This is a genomic window from Arthrobacter sp. AOP36-C1-22, from assembly GCF_052377515.1.
Classification (GTDB): domain Bacteria; phylum Actinomycetota; class Actinomycetes; order Actinomycetales; family Micrococcaceae; genus Arthrobacter_H.
Genome location: NZ_JBQSWW010000024.1, coordinates 1 through 15,199, shown reverse-complemented (window position 1 = coordinate 15,199; position 15,199 = coordinate 1). Strand labels below are relative to the sequence as shown.

Annotated in this window: 12 protein-coding genes; all 12 read right to left on the bottom strand. The window is 66.7% G+C overall.

The genetic code is table 11. The features are described 5' to 3' along the window. Positions 1–4 precede the first annotated feature (4 nt). Entirely contained in the window at positions 5–829 is an 825-nt protein-coding gene (locus tag ACT3S6_RS12585) for an inositol monophosphatase family protein (RefSeq protein ID WP_444555232.1), read from the bottom strand. Beyond that, a complete protein-coding gene (gene ligA / locus ACT3S6_RS12580; RefSeq protein WP_444555231.1) occupies positions 826–3,201 on the bottom strand; it encodes an NAD-dependent DNA ligase LigA in 2,376 nt (791 codons plus the stop codon). Before ligA ends, ACT3S6_RS12585 begins: the two co-directional genes overlap by 4 nt. A gap of 41 nt (positions 3,202–3,242) precedes the next feature. Continuing rightward, positions 3,243–3,395 carry a hypothetical protein gene (locus ACT3S6_RS12575; protein ID WP_444555230.1) on the bottom strand — a complete coding sequence of 51 codons (153 nt, stop codon included), beginning with the start codon at positions 3,393–3,395 and terminating at the stop codon, positions 3,243–3,245. A gap of 28 nt (positions 3,396–3,423) precedes the next feature. Then, on the bottom strand, positions 3,424–4,452 hold the full coding sequence (locus tag ACT3S6_RS12570; RefSeq protein WP_444555229.1) for a S66 family peptidase: 1,029 nt from the start codon (positions 4,450–4,452) through the stop codon (positions 3,424–3,426). Between the two features lie 55 nt (positions 4,453–4,507). Then, positions 4,508–5,209 carry a hypothetical protein gene (locus tag ACT3S6_RS12565; protein ID WP_444555228.1) on the bottom strand — a complete coding sequence of 234 codons (702 nt, stop codon included), beginning with the start codon at positions 5,207–5,209 and terminating at the stop codon, positions 4,508–4,510. A gap of 55 nt (positions 5,210–5,264) precedes the next feature. Next, positions 5,265–6,962, bottom strand: coding sequence for a serine/threonine protein kinase (locus tag ACT3S6_RS12560; RefSeq protein WP_444555227.1), 1,698 nt, complete (start codon positions 6,960–6,962; stop codon positions 5,265–5,267). Then, the gene (locus ACT3S6_RS12555) at positions 6,959–8,692 is read right to left on the bottom strand and encodes an FHA domain-containing protein (protein ID WP_444555226.1); all 1,734 of its coding nucleotides are present in this window, start codon (positions 8,690–8,692) and stop codon (positions 6,959–6,961) included. Before ACT3S6_RS12555 ends, ACT3S6_RS12560 begins: the two co-directional genes overlap by 4 nt. Next, complete coding sequence (locus ACT3S6_RS12550) at positions 8,689–9,525, bottom strand: PP2C family protein-serine/threonine phosphatase (protein WP_444555225.1); 837 nt, start codon at positions 9,523–9,525, stop codon at positions 8,689–8,691. The genes ACT3S6_RS12555 and ACT3S6_RS12550 overlap by 4 nt, the downstream gene beginning before the upstream one ends. After that, positions 9,522–10,733, bottom strand: a complete 1,212-nt coding sequence (locus tag ACT3S6_RS12545; protein ID WP_444555224.1) for an RDD family protein — start codon at positions 10,731–10,733, stop codon at positions 9,522–9,524. The genes ACT3S6_RS12550 and ACT3S6_RS12545 overlap by 4 nt, the downstream gene beginning before the upstream one ends. Before the next feature lie 3 nt (positions 10,734–10,736). Then, the gene (locus tag ACT3S6_RS12540; protein ID WP_444555223.1) at positions 10,737–13,127 is read right to left on the bottom strand and encodes a transglutaminase family protein; all 2,391 of its coding nucleotides are present in this window, start codon (positions 13,125–13,127) and stop codon (positions 10,737–10,739) included. Further along, the gene (locus ACT3S6_RS12535; protein ID WP_444555222.1) at positions 13,124–14,521 is read right to left on the bottom strand and encodes a DUF58 domain-containing protein; all 1,398 of its coding nucleotides are present in this window, start codon (positions 14,519–14,521) and stop codon (positions 13,124–13,126) included. The genes ACT3S6_RS12540 and ACT3S6_RS12535 overlap by 4 nt, the downstream gene beginning before the upstream one ends. A 27-nt stretch (positions 14,522–14,548) precedes the next feature. After that, the coding region (locus ACT3S6_RS12530) for an AAA family ATPase (protein ID WP_444555221.1) at positions 14,549–15,199 on the bottom strand (651 nt) is incomplete at its 5' end.

Here is a 15,199-nt window from a genome sequence, read left to right as displayed (position 1 = left end):
TGATTTAGTGGGCAGGCGGCGCGGGAAGCAACTCGAAGTCGATGTAGCCGGCGGCTTGCCAGCCCGGATCGGCCTCCGGGCGCAGCACCGGACAACCGGCTTCCTCGGCGATGAGTGCCCCGGCGGACCAGTCGTGTTCACCGGTACCGTATTCGGCGTAGGCGTCGAGAGTTCCGTCGGCGACCATGCACAAATCCACCGCAGCCGAGCCGATGCGACGCACGTTAGCGAACCCCGGCAGCAGGGTAGCCACCGCCTGGAGCTGGAAGTCGCGCCGTTCGGCGTCGTACCCGAATCCGGTGGCGAGCAGTGCTCCAGCGGCCCCGGGGACGGGGCCGGTCAGCCGGCGAGCCCCGGCGTCGTTCCCGGTATCGGTGCCGCCCAGCCAGGCTCCCGCCCCGCGCGAAGCCCACCAGGTGCTGGCCAGTGCCGGGGCCTGCACGACGCCGGCGAGCCACACGGTGGTTTCCCCGCCTTCGGATGCTGGGCCGGCAACGGCCACCGAGGTGGCGTAGTAGACGATGCCGCGCACGAAGTTGGCGGTGCCGTCCAACGGGTCGATGGACCACCGGTAGTCGCTAGGCTCCGCGGGAGTGGTGCTGCCGTATTCTTCGCCGGTGATGGCGTCATGGGGACGTTCGGCGTTGATGACGGCACGCACTGCCTGTTCGGCACGGCGATCGTAGTCGGTGACCCAGTCCCCGGCAGCGGATTTGGTGTCGGCTTCGATATGGACGCCATGGCGTTCGGCCAGGACGGCCGCGCCGGCGGCTGCGGCACGGCGGGCGATGGCCAACAGGTCGGCGGTGGCTGCGGGTTTCTGGCTCATGCTGGGTCTCCATCGGTAGTGGTCTCGGATTCGGCGGGGTCCTGGGTCTCGGCCTCGTCCCCGGTGGGTTCGGGGCCGTTCTCAAGCAGGGCGCGGAAGCCGTCCTCATCGAGCACGTTCAGCCCCAGAGAGGTGGCCTTCTCCAGTTTGGTGCCCGCGGCTTCGCCGGCGACGACATAGCTGGTCTTCTTTGAAACGGACCCCGAGGCCTTGCCGCCACGGGTAATGATGGCCTCCTTGGCCTCATCGCGGCTGAAGCCCTCCAGGGATCCGGTCACGACGATGGTCAGCCCCTCGAGCGTGCGCTCGGTTTCGCCGTGGGATTCATCCACCATGCGCACGTTTTCCGCGGCCCAGGCCTCGACGATTCCCAGATGCCAGTCGATACCGAACCATTCGATGAGGGCCTCGGCGATGATCGGCCCAATACCATCGACGTCGGCCAGCTTCTCGACGGCGTCCTCCGCGGTGACGGCCTCCCGAATGGCGTGCATCGACCCGTAGTGGGTGGCCAGGGCGCGGGAGGCGGTGGGACCGACATGGCGGATGGACAGGGCCACGATCACGCGCCAGAGCGGCTGGGTTTTGGCCTTTTCCAGTTCCTCGAACAGCTTCTTAGTATTCGCTGTTGGGGCCGAGGGCTTCTTCTCGGTGCCCTTGCTCCAGAAGTACGGAACCAGCTCGAACTGACCGGTCCCCGCCCCCTTGGATCGCTTTTCGCGCCAGACCTTGACCTCGGCGAGCGCGTCGCGCAGCGAGTCGTCCCCATGACCGCTGGCCAGGTCGAAGATCTGGGCTTCATTGGTGATCGGGCCGGGTCCTGAGGGTTTGGCGATGCCTGCGAGTTCTGCAGGGTCCGGCCCCGGGCCCACGGTCAGGGCTAGTGCGGCTTCCTCGCCCAGGGCTTCGACATCGAAGGCACCGCGGCCGCCCAGATGGGCGATGCGTTCGGTCAGTTGGGCCGGGCAGGACTGAGCGTTGAGGCAGCGGATGTCGATATCGCCCTCCTTCGCCGGGGCCAACGGTTCCCCGCAGGAGGGGCAGTCGGTGGGCATGACGAATTCGCGCAGGTCCTCCTCGTGGCCTTCGCGCAGTGGCAGGACCGGGCCGACGATCTCGGGGATAACGTCCCCTGCCTTGCGCAGGATGATCGTGTCGCCAATGAGTACGCCCTTGGCCTTGACGACGTCCTGGTTATGCAGGGTAGCCATTTCCACTGTCGAGCCGGCGACCTTCACCGGTTCCATCACCCCGTACGGGGTGACGCGTCCGGTGCGCCCGACGTTGACGCGGATGTCCAGCAGTTTGGTGTGGACCTCCTCGGGCGGATATTTATACGCCACCGACCAGCGCGGCACCCGGGAGGTGTATCCCAGCGCCCGCTGGATGGCGAAGGAGTCTGCCTTGACCACGATGCCGTCGATATCGTGGACCAGCGAGTGCCGGTCGGCCCCGTAGGTCTCGATATAGGCCAGTACCTCGTCGATCGAGTCCACAACCTTCGAGTACGGGGTCACCGGCAGGCCCCAGCCCTTGAGGAGTTCGTAGGTCTCGGATTGGGAGGCGGCATCCACCCCCTCTCGGACCCCGAATCCGTGAACGAACATGCCCAGCGGACGTTTGGCGGTCTCGGCCGGGTCCTTCTGGCGCAGTGATCCAGCGGCGGCGTTGCGCGGGTTGGCCAGTTCCGGTTTGCCGGCTTCGAGCAGGGCCTCGTTATATTCACGGAACTTCTGCGAGGGGAAGAAGATCTCACCGCGGATCTCCACTTCCGTCGGCCAGTTGCTGCCGGAGAGTTCGGTGGGGATCTCTCCGATGGTCAGCACGTTGTGGGTGACATCCTCGCCCGTGGCGCCGTCTCCTCGAGTGGCGGCCCTGACCAGCTTGCCGTCACGGTAGAGCAGGTTGATCGCCAGACCGTCGATCTTGACCTCACAGAGCCACCGCAGTTTCTGGTTCGGCGCACGAGTTCCGGCATTGACGGTGGCCCGTTCGAGCCAAGCGGTGAGTTCCTCGAGGGAGAACACGTCCTCAAGCGAATACATCCGGGTCAGGTGGACCACCGGGGAAAATGCTGCGGAGACTTCCCCGCCGACCTCTTGGGTGGGTGAGTCGTTGGAGACGATCTCCGGGTGCAGTTGTTCGATTTCCTCGAGGCGGCTGAACAGGACGTCGAACTCGGCGTCGGAAACGATCGGGGCGTCCTCGACGTAATAGGCCATCCGGTACCGGCGGACGTCGTCGATGAGTTGCTGGTACTCCTGACGCAGCTGCTCGGCGGGGATGACCTCATCGCCGGCCGAGGTGCTGGCACCTTCGGCGGAGGCGGTGGTGGAACGGTCCGTGGTGTCCTGCTGCTCGCTTTTCGTCACCCCTCTATCTTGCCCCACCTGCCCTCGGCGTGGCGACGATGTCAGGTCGGGACGACTCCGGCGAGCTGCAGTGCAGGGAAGATGACAGCGGGCGAGCTCGTGAAGAGGTTGACGATGAAGTGGGCGATGGTGATGGGCCGCCGACGCCGGGCGTGGGTTCCGGCCTCAACTTCCGGTGCCGGTTCCGCACTCATGCCATCAGGGTATGTCTGGGCCGGGGAATCAGGGGATCAGGTGTTGAGTGATCCGCCCATGCCGGTCGATTAGTTCGACGTCCGCCAGCGCCCCATTGACCAGGGGCATCTGCGGAGGCTGATGCCCCGTATCGAAATCAAGGATGATGGGAATATCCAGGTCCCCCAGGGCCCGTTCGACCGCTTCGCCCTGTGTCAGTTCCGGGGCATCGGCAGCAGTGGTGCGGCCGATGAGTACACCGTTGGCATGGTCGAACCATCCAGCCAGACGCAGCGCCCACAGCGTACGCAGCACGGCCACGGCGTCGGAATCAACGACCTCGAGGTAGACGATCAGTCCTTCTGGTGCGTGCCGGCGGGCGAATCCGGACAGATCTCCATGGCTGGAGCCGGCGAGCAGTGACACCGTCTCCAAACACCCGCCCAGGAGTCGGCCACGCATCTTCACGTTTTCCCCTGCGCGCAGGGATCTCCAGGCGGTCGGCTCTTCATAGGCTTGGGCCCGCCCCAGCGGTTCCTCGTCCCAGTCGGACCAGGGACGTGAACGGCGATATGGGGCAGCTGTTTGGGTAAAGGATGCGCCCTCGGACAGCGCCGCCACCTCGGTCCAGCGGTGGAACCCGGTCGGTAGTTCCCAAGGCTCGTCCATGAGGCTGCCACCGTGGAGGGTTGCGACACCGGTGGTGATCGTCAGCGGCAGGAGGAGTGTGGAAATATCCGACCAGCCCACGAACCATGTGGGGTCCGCGGCGAGAGCGTGCCAGTCGGTCTCCTCGACGATCTCGATAGCGAGTTTCCCTCCCCAGGGTGGCAGAACAGCACGGGCCGGACCGGCGAAGGCGGCGGCCAGCTCGTCCTTGCGTGCGTATGCGGGTCCGGCAGCCAGCCCTCCCCGTCGGGCCGATTCCTCCACTTGGACATCAAAGCCGGCAGCGCGCAGGTCGGATACCGCATGATCCAGCCGGGAGTGCAGGGCTACCGGGACACCCATCGACGGGGCGGTCACATCGATTCGGTCTCCGGTGGAAAGGCGGCAGGGGTATCGCAGTCCGGTCATCTGATTGACCCTAGCAATGCCCCGGCCTTCGCCCGCTCTCTCCTGGGCGTGACGATTAGTCGTCGATGGAGGGGGCTGCATCAAGCAGTGGCAGATCCGCTGCGACCACCAGATGCGAGGTGACGGCATGTTCGACCAGGCGGGCCCGCCGGTTGGTCGCGAGCTTGCCCGCGCCTCCGCGCAGTCCGGCGATTCCTGACTTGTCCAATTTATCGCAGACGTTGTCGAGCTTGCGGTTGAACTTGGTCAGTGGCCAGCCCAGACGGGCGGCGGCCTTGGCCGATGTCGGGATGGAGCTCAAGCCGGTGCCGTCGCGGCGCAGCATGGGTTCCGCCAGGGAAACCACCAGCGCGCGTTGGGCATCGGTGAGCACGACGGGTCCGATCGTGGTCTGTCCGTCGCCGTCGTCAGCATTCCATTCCTGACGGAAGGCCGGCGTCGTGAGGTGGACCGAGAATTCGTAGGTCGTTGGCCCGGCGGTGAAGACGACGTTGGTCTGGCTGAATACCAGCGGGATGCGGGCCCCCGGCGCCACCCATGCCTGGAGCCCGCCGGTGGCGTCGGCGATGGTCGCTGAGAGGCGGGATCCGACGTTGGAGAGCCACCAGATGTTGTCGTATCGGGCCACGGTGAGGAAGCGCCGGTGCAGGTAGGGGTTGTCGTCGACCTCCAGGTCGCCTTCGCGCCCGATGGTGAAAACCTGGTCGTCAGCGACCGGGAACCATTCCCCACAAAAATCGATGTTTACTTCCGCCATGCGTCCTGTCCCCCTGTGCCCTTCATCATTCCTCTCGGATCATCCACCAACGAGACTAGCCGTCCGAACAGTATCTGCCGGGGTCGGAGGCCTTCCCATTCGATCGCACCAGCACCACCTGGATGCACGTCGGTTCCCCGTTGACTTCCTCGGTGGTTGCGGTGGGCTCCTCAACCTTCCGGTTCTCTCCTTGTTCGGTGGCCGTCACCGGTGCCCAATAAAAGACATCGCCCTTCTTGGCCTCCGGGCTCTTCCAACTGAACGTGATCTTCGAACCGGCCTTCTTCGCAGTGAAGTCCTTGACCTGCGGGACTACACCTTCCTGCCCCAGCAGCGGGTCTGCCGGTGCTTGGCTCAGGGAAACGCCAGAGGAGGTCTCGTTTTCGTCGCTCCCACGGTTCAAGGCATTCACCACGAAGATCCCGGCGATGACCATGGCCAAAACGGCGCCGAGGCCGGCCACCAGACCGGTCGGGAACCGTTGTCCGTCTCGCTGTCTGCCCACCAGGGTGGGCGCCACTGCGGGAACCCACCCGCTGGCACCGGGGCCCTCCCCGGGTGCGGATCCCTGCGGATTCCGGGTTCGTCCACCGGGGGAACCAGCCTCGGGCCCCTGGCCCGGGTGGGCTCCTTGGCGTTGGCGTGATCCGGCCAGCGAGCCGTCCGGCAGCCGGCCGCGCATGATGGTTGCGTCCTCGACTGCCGCTGGATCCGCAGCCGTTAGATCCGCGGTCGGAGAGGATACGCCCGACGTCGGGGCCGGCGGGGTGGTGCCGGGCGTCGGCCCTCGGCCGGTACCTGCCTCCGGGTCGATGGAGACGACCTGCCGCACCCGGGTTGCTTCGCCGCCGTCGTCTTCTCCGGGCTCGTCCCGGGGAACAGGCTCCTCCATCACTTCGAAGGCCGTCACGGACAGGCCTAGTTCGGCCTGCACACGTTGCAAGGCCAGGGCCAGGTCGTTCACGGATTCGAAACGGGCCCACGGGCTCTTGGCCATGCTGGTGGCCAGCGTCTGTTCCAGGGCCGGCGGCACATCGGGACGGTTCAGCGATGCCAGTGGGGCGGTGGTGATCCGCGAAATGAGTTCGCGCTGTGAGTTGTCCGCCCCCGAACGGACGAAGGGGGATCTTCCGGCCAGCAACGTGTAGATCGTCGCGCCCAGGGACCAGACATCCATGCGCACACCGTTGGGCGAACCGCCGGCAAAGGCCTCGGGCGGGGACCACGGGATCGACAATCCTGCTTCGTCGTCCAGGGCGTCGGTGGTTCCGGAAATACCGAAGTCGGTCAGGGCCGGGCGGTTGTAGTCCGTGACCAGGATGTTCGCGGGTTTGATGTCCCGGTGGACGATCCCGGCGCGGTGGGCGGTCTCCACTGCAGAGGCGACCTGGATGGCCAGCGACAGGACCTCGTCGACTCCGAGTCGGGCACGCCGATAGCGGACGTCCAGGCTCGGTCGGGAGCAGTACTCCATGGCCAGGTATGAGTGGCCTTCGGCGGTGATATCGGCTTCGAAGATCGTCACGATGTACGGGTGTGACGAGAGCTGCGCCATCAGGTTGGCTTCGGATTCGAAGCGTTTGCGTGCGCTTTCGGTTTTCAGGTCCGAGAGCAGCACCTTCACGGCCACCTTCCGGCGCGGCCGGTCCTGTTGGTAGAGGTACACATCCGAAAAACCGCCGGATCCCAGGAGGTTCAGGTATTCGAACCCCTCGATCGACGGTGGTGGCGCCGGCGGACGTTTGCCGCTCACAGCAGGCCCTCGAAACGCAACGAGACCCCGTCTGCCAAATCGGCGATATCCCCGTCGAGTAGCATCAGTTTTTCTCCCTGACCCAGTCGGCGCGGTGGCATGCCCTGGCGGACGAGCAGGGTGCCGTTGGTCGCCATGAGGTCCACCAGCATGACATGCCAACCTTCGAGCCGTACTTCCAGATGCGAACGGGAAATGTCACCACTGGGGCTTTTCACCTGCACGACGCGCGGCATGGACTCGCTCGCCGAGCGGGAGATGGTGGGCTGGCGGCCGACGACGGCGGGGCGGTCCAGTTCGACGATATCGCCGTCGGAGATGACCATCCGGCCCAGGGACGGCCGGGCCACATCGGTGGGATCATCGGTCAGCGTGCCCTGGCAGAGTCCGCAGGACGACGAGGTGGGTGGGTTCGCATGCCCTTCGGCGCAGAGTCGGCCCAGGACCAACGGACCGGTCGTGGGCTGTTCCGTTGCCGAGACCTGGGACGTCGCCGGGATCGCCTTGGTGGGCAGGTCCCCTCGCATCACGGTATTGCCATCGTGGTCGCCCCAGGAAGGTGTCGCTGCCCCCTCGGGATCGCTGGCAGGCGCCGGCGTCGGCGTCGGCGCGGTTTCGAGACGGCCGGGTGCCGAGGTGATGGTCGGCAGGTCATCGGCACCGGATTCGGCAGGACCCTGGGTTTCGGTGGCCTCGGGGCGGGCTTGGGCCCGTGCCGCTGCCAACCAGGGCACGGCGTCGATGAGTGTCTCGGGGTCCGGTTGCTCCTCCTCGCCGTGGGGGCCGGCGATGGTGTCGTCGGAGGCCGGTTCTTCGGTCGCTTCATCCGCCGGATCATCCCCCGGTTCGGCTGATTCTTCGGGAACGTCGACCGCGGGCTCGGGTGACGATTCCCGGGCGGCCTCGGAGAGGACGGTGTTGGTCTCGTCGGCTTCCTCGGCCGAAACGAAATCCTCTGCAGCGGCGGCGTTCGCCTCCGGCAGGTCGGCGGGTTCCGGCGTGGCAGCGCTGATCTCCGACTCGGCATCGGGTTCGGGTTCTGCGGTTGCTTCGGGTTCGGCAGCTACCTCGGCAGGGGCCGGGGTTTCCCGCTCTGGAACGTTTCCGGTCCGCGGCTCCACCTGGCACTCCGTGGCAGGATCCTCCGCAGTAGGGGCAGGCCCCGGCGTAGCGGTCTCCGCGGCACTGGCTACGAGCGCGGTATCGGCCTGATCGCCGGGCCGGGCGTCCTGATTCGGGGACGAGAGCGGCTCGATGTTTCCCGGGCCATCCGTGGGCAGCTCGACGTGCAGGCGTCCGAAGGGGACGATTCCCTCGACGATCGGCAACCAGGGTTGTTCCCCACCGTCGTTCTGGCGCAGCACGTCATCGAGGGCGAGGCTGAGGCTCTCCTGGTTCGGGATGCGCCGTTCCATCCACGTGGTAACGCCGAGACCGTTCACGTGGGTGCTCAGTTCACGGCCTTCAGCAGCCATTGAGACCGGGCCGCGCAGGATCGTGTGCACATCGCTTTCAAGACTGATGATCCCGAACGGGGCCATACCCGTCAGGGCCAACCCTCGTGCCGAAAGCACTGCCGACAGGAGGGATTCCACACCCGGTTTCCCCTCGAGTGCCTGCCAGAGTCCGTCCATGTGTTCCGGGTCGGTGTCCTCGGGCAGCAGCACAAGGTGGCCGTGGCGCACCAGCGCCCACCAGGGCCCGGGGATGTAGGTGATCCGCATGGTCATGCCCCATCATCCTTCGGACGTGGTTGGGTCTGGCCGTTTTCGAGCACGGCCCGCGGGGCGGTATCGGTGAACTCATCGTCGTCGTGTTCGAGTTCCACATCGACGATGACTAGGGAGATGTTGTCGCGGCCGCCGGAGCGCAGCGCCGCCTGCAGCAGGTCATCGACCGCGATCTGAGGCGGTGTCCGAGCCAACAGGACATCGCGGATCGCCTCGTCACCGACCTCGTTCGTCAGCCCGTCCGAACAGATCAGTAGTCGGTCCCCGGGCCGCGCCGGGAGCATCCAGAAGTCGGCTTCGCTGTCCTCGCCGGTACCCAGCGCCCGGGTGATGACATTGCGGCGGGGGTGGGTCAGAGCCTCCTGTGCGGTGATCTCTCCCCGGTCGACCATCTCCTGGACCTCGGAGTGATCGACGGTCACCTGGCGGAACTCATCACCGGAGAGCAGATAGGTCCGCGAGTCCCCGACGTTGAAGACCAACCAATACACCGCTTCACCCTGACGGACCAGGGCGGCTCCGGTCACCGTGGTGCCGGCGCGGGAAGCTGCCGCCTCGCGGATCGCCAGATCCGCGGAGACCATGAACTGCTGCAAGTCCTCGGGCGTCAGCCAGTCACCTGCGGCTTCCTGCCCTTCGGCGAACGTGGCGACGCAGATACTGCTGGCAACCTCGCCGGCCTCGTGCCCGCCCATGCCGTCAGCCACTGCGAAGAGGTGCCGCTGGGCCAGGACGGCGTCCTCGTTGAGCGGACGACGCAGGCCACGGTCGCTGGCAAAACCGAAGTCCACCGCCATCTGGCCGTCGGCCGGTCGGGGAACCGCCCCGCTCATGCGGGGCTCACTACGAAATAACGGTCGCCAAAGTACACGGTTTCACCATACTCGGCATGTTGGGACTTGCCGGCGGCCAACGACTTCCGAACCCCGTCCGCCCCGGCGATGCCCGAGCCGTTGGTCGAGTTGCGGTCCGTGACCCAGACCCCTGAACTATCGGCCGCCAGATGCAGATGCGTTTTGGAGACCGAGCGGCCCATATCCGCGTAATTGAACAGCTCCGCGACACCCTCTCCATCCTGGGCGGCCGGGTTCCGGCCGACGAGTGCCGTGGAGTCCAGCACCATGACCTGCCCGTCGTCGAAACGCAGACGGGCTCCGCGGACCGTCTGGGCCACAGCAGCCGAGCGCAGTTGGGTGTACTCGGCCTCGTCCTCGTCCACGCCGGCAACTTCCTGGTGTGGAGCTGGCGGCAAGGGTGCTTCGGGTGCGGCCTGGGCTGCGGCGGGCTGCCCTGCCGGTACGGCGGCTGGAGCTGTCGAAGGGGCGGCAGCAGGGGCCGGTAGGGTGGGCGTCGGGGCAGGCTCTCCGGTGGTGGGATCCGCCCCGGCTCCCTGCTGATTGATTCCTGGAACACCGGTAATCGGACCGCCGGCTGGATCCTGTGCCAGAGCGGGCCAGACCGCCTGGCCGGAACCATAGTCGGGGTGTCCGGGCTGCCCGGGTGCGGTGACGCCTCCGGGGGCGAAGGCCGAGGGACCGAAGAGGCCACCGGTCAGCAACGGGTTCCGTCCCTGGTTCACATCCACGACCAGGGTGCGGGCCGCCTTGTCATGCCAGCCCTGGCGTTGGTGGTTTGGATCCCAGAGGTTGGAGAGCAACATGATGACCGGCCCCACCACAGGGAGGATCCCGGCGACCCACACCAGGGCGCGGCGGATGAAGACCTTGCCCCAGCCGGGGGCGAATCCGTCTTCGTCGGTGGTGCGCAGCCCCAGGGCCACGTTGCCCAAGGTCTTGCCGGTGCCCGCTTCCCAACCCCAGACGACGACCGCGTAGGCCAGGACGAAGACGGAGAGGCTCATCGAGGCGGTGGCCGTCTCGGCCAGGAGTTCGCCCGTAGTGAGGTAGCTGGCCCAGCTCATCGTGGAGGATGTCGCGCTGAAGTAGATCATCGTCGCCAGGAGCACCGGAACGATGTCCAGCAGACCGGCAACCAGTCGTTTCGCGGCCACGGCGTTGACCAGGTTCAGGTTCTGGGCCACCGGCTACTCCTTTTCCTCGGGGGGTTCTACTGTACGGATACCTTGCTGGCCTGAGCCTCGTTTCGCCCGGCGGGCATTGACCCGGGCTGTTGCATCGAGGACCAGTGATCGCGGGGAATACTTACCTCTCATGCGCCCCCAGAATCCTACCGAGGAACTCATGCCCGCAAGTTGTTCATCGACCATGTTCCAGTAATCGGCGACCTGGGCCTCGGTGGGCACTGCGGATCCGAAGACCGCGGCATCGGCCCGATGAGCCAACTGCGTGGTGGTGTTCGCCGTGCTGGGGAAGCCGTCGCCCAGCGCCCTGGCGTTCTCCCGGCGGGTGCCCGAGGGTTCGGGCCGTGCTCCCAGGTCGGTGGCCAGGGAAATGACCTCGTTCCACCCACCGCTCAGACGGTTTCCGGGTCCACCGGTTCCGAACCGGCGTTTGCGCCGGCGCAGCTTCAGGAAGGCCACGACCAGCAGCGGAAGCATCAGGATGAACAGGGGGATCACGATGCTCAGCGTGACGGTGAGAATCGGACCCCAGAACGCCCAGAACTCCTCGTCGGAATCGTCGGCATCCTGCGGATCGGGGGCCGTCTCCGGGGGAAGCTTTGCCTTGTCCTGCGGCGGTGGCGGCGGCTGCAGCACCTGGGGTTGCGGAATCGACTGGGGTTCCTGCTGCGGCGGGGTCGGTTCCTTGTCTTTGTCCGGGGTGGGGGTGAACGCCACCCAACCGACGTTCTCGAACCCGATCTCCACCCAGGCGTGGACGTCCTCGCCTTTGATCTGCACGGTGCCCGACGGGTCGTACTTCTCCGGGTAGAACCCCATCACCACGCGGGCCGGCATTCCCTGGTCCCGGGCCATCAGGGCCATGGCCGCCGCGTACTGTTCGTCGTCGCCGATCATCGCGTCGGCATCGAGCAGGGAGGCAACACGGGCCGCCCCGTGGCCCGAGAGGCTGGGTACCTCGTTTTCCTTGCCGTTGGAGAAGTATCCCGTCTCATGCAAGATCCCCTCCATCGCCGCGGCTCGCTCCACCCCGGTTGTCTCATCCCCGGCCATCTCGGCGGCCTTGCCCGAGATGATCTGTGGAACGTTGGCCAGCTTGGGCATCGTCACGTCGGAAAGTCCGTAGTCCTGGAGTTTCTTCCGGTCGATCTGCACCGGGTATTCGACGGTGGCGGTATAGGAATCCCCGGCGCGCAGACCGGTGGTGGACAGCGCGGTTTCGGCGTCGTCGTTGTAGAACAACGAACGGGCCAGTTCCTCGGAGCGTTCCCCCGTCACGTCCAGGCCCAGGAGCTTGCCGCCGGCGGGCAGCCAGACCCCGTGGTATCCCTCGATCGTGATGTCCAGCGAACCGCGGGAACGCAACGGGTCCTCGACGGCGGTGGAATTGACCTTTCCGACGTCCCCGACGGGAGTGAAGTTCCCACCCGAGCGCGGATCGACGTCGAACACCATGCCGTCGTAGCTGTCCAGGGCCGCCAGTCGGACCCGTTGGCCATCGGGCAACCCGGTCACCGAGAGCAGCGGCTCATCGGCGTTGTCCTTGGCATAGTTGCGGAAACTCATCAACGGGCTCGGGTAATCATACAGGTCCACCGGGGGCACGACGGCGTCGCGCAGCACCTGCCGTGGCTGGTCCACTTCCAGTGCCGGGGAGGCGATGGCCATCAGACCACCGGCGACCACCAGGACCACGGCGCCGAAGCCGATCCGGCGCAGACCCGGCCGGGCGACGGAGGCCACACCGCCGTCGTGCCCTGTTGGCTGGTCCAGGCCGGCGGCACGGTCCGCCTGCCGGCGCCAAGCCAACCAACAGACCAACGCCATGACCAGGACCAGGCCGCGCAGCAACGGCAACGGCACGTCCCGGGTGCCGAAGATGATGCCCACGATGAACATCACGGTGATCGGGATCGTGGCCCAGAACGGTGAACGGAACCGCCAGGCGAGCAGCCCGGCGACCAGGGCGGTGACGTAGGCGCTGAGGAACGGGACCACCAGCATGCCCGCCCGCAGGCCCACCGGCGGGGCAACGGTGAGCACGTCCTTCCAGGACAGGACGACGCCGGCCAGCAGGGTGCGCAATGATTCGAGGTTGGGCAGGAACCCGGAGGTGGCTTCGACCGGGGTGGCCAGGATGGTGCCGGCAATCAGGTAGATCGCGATCCCAATCCCTGCCGCCGGCAGGAACCCGAACCGGTAGCGGACGATGACGTAGGCCAGGACCAGTCCGAGCACCACACCACCGATCCCGGCCAGCAGGTAGCGGCTGTCGCCACCGAAGGCGGCATGCAGGCCCAGGACCCCCAGGCTCAGACAGACCAGCAGGACCGCGGCGTCGATGGCACGGTGGGCGGAGGGCACGTGGGAGCGCCAGGATGCGGGGGCGCTCATGAGGCCACCTGGTGCAGGATCAAGGGAAGCTCGCTGAGTTGTCCGACGGTGATCACCGTCAGGTCCCCGATACTGGCCCGGGCCGGTTCCTGGCCGGTGCCGCAGCGCACGGCGAAGGCCCGGACACCGACGGGGACGTGGGTGCTGGCCCGGCGCAATTGCGCCGGGGTGGCCACCGTTCCGGTGACCAGGAAGAAGACCGACGCGTTGGGTACCGCGTCATTGGTGGTGCGCGATAAATCGATCAGGTCACTGCGCCGGGCCTTGCCCTCCACCCGGGTGCAATCGTCAAGCAGGTTCCGGCCGGTCTCGGTGCGCAACGGACCGGCTTGGGTCAGCACCGAGAGGTTCCGCTGCTCGCGGACCGCCTGAAGGCCGATCGAGGCGGCCACCGAGACCGCGAGTTCGAAGTCATCGGGTGCGGCGTACTCCGCGGTGTTCGTGGACAGGGCTATGGCCAGATGGGAGCGGCGGGTCTCTTCGAATTGGCGGATCATCAGCTCGCCGGTGCGCGCGGTGGTCTTCCAATGGATATGGCGGCGGTCATCCCCCGGGACATAGTCGCGCAGGGCATGGAAAGAGACATCCGAGGAGGACAGCACACGGGTCGGTTCCCCTTCGAGGTCCTTGATGAACCCGGAACTGGTCCCGCCCAGCACCGTGGTGCGTGGGTGGACGAACAGGTCCTGGACCTCGGTCCACTTCACCTGTCGCCGGAGCAACCCGAACGGATCCTGCCGGATGGAGCGCACCGGGCCGACGGCGATGACGGCACGTCGGTGGGTGGGGATGGTGAACAGTTCCTCATGCAGGGCCTCGGGCGCCAGCCGCGGGATCCTGAAGAAGGCGGTGGAGGTACCGACCGGCAGTTCCATGGACACCGGAAGCAGGGCCTTGGTCGAGGCGTTCTGCACTTCTAGACCACCCACGGCCCGGTCCCCCACGGCCACCCGGGTCCGGTTCAAATCCAGCGTGACCCGGAAGACCGAACGCCCCAGGATGAAGGCAACGGCCAGCAACAGGAGCAGGGCACCCATGAGGGCGGCGATCCTCGCTTCCTGCCAACCGAACATCCCACCCAGGACGGCCAGGACCAGCACGACGGCGGCCAGCAGCCAACCCAGCGGGCTCACCACGTCGGTGGCTGGTTCGATCTTCGGCCAGACCCACCCGGTCAGGCGCTGCCAGACGGGCTGGACTTCTAGCTTGATGAGTTGACCGACCTGGGCCGACAGGGACGTCGGATGCAGGCGCGAACGCTTCTTCACCGTCGACTGGTCCCGGCGCGGCCTACGCGGCCCACGCCGCGACCGGAAAAGTCCGGCGGCACCGGGGAACCGGGAGGACCGGGGCCGGGCCGACCGGCGACCGGAGTCCTGTGTCGGTGTACTCATGCTGGAATGCCTGCCTTCCGGACCGGGCTAGGCGCGGGAATCGGCGTCGGCCCGCTGCTGCGGTGCGGCGGTCTCGGCCAGGACGCGGGAGAGGACGGAGGCGGGGGTTGCCCCGGCGAACTCTGCTTCGGGGTCCATGACGAACCGGTGTGTCCACACGAACGGCGCGAGTTCCTTCACATCATCGGGCAGGACATAGTTGCGTCCCTCCGAAGCAGCCCAGACCTTGGAGGCGCGGACCATGGCCAGGGCACCACGGACCGAGACGCCCAGCCGGGTTTCCTCGGCCTCGCGGGTCTGCTCGGTGAGTTCGGCGATGTAGTGCAAAACGGAGTCGTCAACGTGCGTGCTGGTTGCCAGGTCGGCCATATCGGCGATGGCACTGGTGGTGATCAGCGGTTTCAGGGCCAAGGACCTGTCCCGGGTGGAGGCACCGGAAAGCAGTGCCACCGTGGAGGCCCGGTCCGGGTAGCCGACGGAGGTCTTGATCAAAAAACGGTCCAGCTGTGCTTCTGGCAGCCGGTAGGTCCCTGCCTGCTCGATGGGGTTCTGCGTAGCGATGACCATGAAGGGGCGTTCCTGCGTGTACGTCTTGCCGTCCACACTCACGCGGGCTTCCTCCATGACCTCCAGCAGCGCCGACTGGGTCTTCGGCGAGGCACGGTTGATCTCGTCGGC

What these genes read in the sequence shown, in the direction of transcription:
- ACT3S6_RS12570 (WP_444555229.1), bottom strand. Translation starts at nt 4,452, where the DNA reads ATGACCGGACTGCGATACCCCTGCCGCCTTTCCACCGGAGACCGAATC.
- ACT3S6_RS12555 (WP_444555226.1), bottom strand. Translation starts at nt 8,692, where the DNA reads ATGACCATGCGGATCACCTACATCCCCGGGCCCTGGTGGGCGCTGGTG.
- ACT3S6_RS12540 (WP_444555223.1), bottom strand. Translation starts at nt 13,127, where the DNA reads ATGAGCGCCCCCGCATCCTGGCGCTCCCACGTGCCCTCCGCCCACCGT.
- ACT3S6_RS12550 (WP_444555225.1), bottom strand. Translation starts at nt 9,525, where the DNA reads ATGAGCGGGGCGGTTCCCCGACCGGCCGACGGCCAGATGGCGGTGGAC.
- ACT3S6_RS12535 (WP_444555222.1), bottom strand. Translation starts at nt 14,521, where the DNA reads ATGAGTACACCGACACAGGACTCCGGTCGCCGGTCGGCCCGGCCCCGG.
- ACT3S6_RS12575 (WP_444555230.1), bottom strand. Translation starts at nt 3,395, where the DNA reads ATGAGTGCGGAACCGGCACCGGAAGTTGAGGCCGGAACCCACGCCCGG.
- ACT3S6_RS12565 (WP_444555228.1), bottom strand. Translation starts at nt 5,209, where the DNA reads ATGGCGGAAGTAAACATCGATTTTTGTGGGGAATGGTTCCCGGTCGCT.
- ACT3S6_RS12585 (WP_444555232.1), bottom strand. Translation starts at nt 829, where the DNA reads ATGAGCCAGAAACCCGCAGCCACCGCCGACCTGTTGGCCATCGCCCGC.